Source organism: Pseudonocardia pini, assembly GCF_013870575.1.
Lineage (GTDB): Bacteria > Actinomycetota > Actinomycetes > Mycobacteriales > Pseudonocardiaceae > Pseudonocardia > Pseudonocardia pini.
The window spans coordinates 1-1468 of sequence record NZ_JACBXB010001058.1 but is presented as its reverse complement, the minus strand read 5'-3'; the positions used below and the strand labels follow the sequence as shown (position 1 = coordinate 1468).

Annotated in this window: 1 protein-coding gene; it reads left to right on the top strand. The window is 73.7% G+C overall.

Translation table 11 applies throughout. The features are described from left to right. Positions 1-187 precede the first annotated feature (187 nt). Positions 188-1468 (top strand): condensation domain-containing protein (locus H5J29_RS32460; protein WP_246394562.1); only part of this gene is annotated, 1281 nt, incomplete at its 3' end.

The following is a 1468-nucleotide window of genomic DNA, read 5'->3' as shown; positions in this document are numbered from 1 at the left end:
TGGACGCCGATCCGGCCGCGTGCACGCCCGCGGAGCTCCGCACCCTGCCGGTCGCCGCCACGATGCTCGGCGGGCGGTGGACCCATGGAGCGGACACCTTTCCACTCTGAACCGGCCGTGATGAGGCGATCACTCTGGGATGGTCGTCACATGCCAGGCGACATTTCCATTAGGTTACCCTCACCAAATGCCTGGACGCCTCGAGGGAACCGGACAGCCGTTCGAGCTCACGTCGGCGCAGCTCGGCATCTGGAACGCCCAGCGGCTCGACCCCGACCTGCGGCACTACGTCGTCGGCGACGTCCTGGAGATCACCGGTGAGCGACCGGTCGACGTCGACCGGCTCGTCGAGGCGATCGTCGTCGCGACCGGAGAGGCGGACAGCCTGCGGCTGCGAGTGAGCGACGCTCCCGAGGGCCCGCGCCAGATCGTGGACCCCGGCCCGGTGACGCCGCCCCGCGTGGTCGACCTGCGGGCCGAGCGCAACCCGCACGCGGTCGCGACCGCCCTCGTCGGGGCCGAGCGGTTCCGTGCGTCGGAGGCGCTGCGCGAGATGACCGACCGGGCGCTGTACGCGTACACCGTCCTGCGGATCAGCGACCACGAGGTCTGGTGGGTGCAGCTCCAGCACCACCTCGTCGTGGACGGGTACAGCGCGTTCATGCTGGCCCGGCGGACGGCGGCGGTCTACGACGCCCTGGTGTCCGGGAGCCCGGTCCCCCCGAGCCGGTTCGGACGCTTCACCGACCTGCTCGCCGCCGACCGCGAGTACCTCGCGAGCCCGGACCTCGCGGCCGACCGCGACTACTGGGTCGAGCGGCTCACCCCCGTGCCCGAGCTGCGGGACCAGGGCACCACCGCGTCCGGCCCGCCGGACCGGACACTGCACGCCCGCGCGGTCGTACCGCCGGAGGACGTCGCGGCGCTGCGGGAGGTGGCCGCCGAGGCGGGCGCCACCTGGGGCGAGGCGCTCATCGCCTGCTACGCGGCCTTCCTGCACCGCCTGCAGGGCGGCCGGGACGTGGTGTTCGCGCTGCCGCTGATGGCGCGGCTCGGCTCGGTGGCGCTGCGCACCCCGGCCATGGCGGTCAACGTGCTGCCGCTGCGCACGGCCGTGCACCCCGAGGACACCCTGCCCGCGCTCGTCACGCGGGTCGCCGAGGCGATGCGGGGCATGCGGGCGCACCAGCGCTACCGCGGCGAGAACATCCCCCAGGACCTCGCCGTGCCCGGCGCCGGGGCGCTGCTGCACGGCAGCGGCATCAACCTGAAGGCCTTCGACGTCGCCATCGACTTCGCGGGCGCGACGGGCACGTTGCGCAACATCGCGGGCGGTCCGCCCGAGGACTGGGGGCTGACCGTCCTGCCGACCCGCGACGGCGGGTTGCTGCTCGGGTTCGAGGTGGACGCCCGCACCAACGACCAGGCCGGCGTGGAGCACAAGCTCTCCGCGATGCGGGCCGTGATC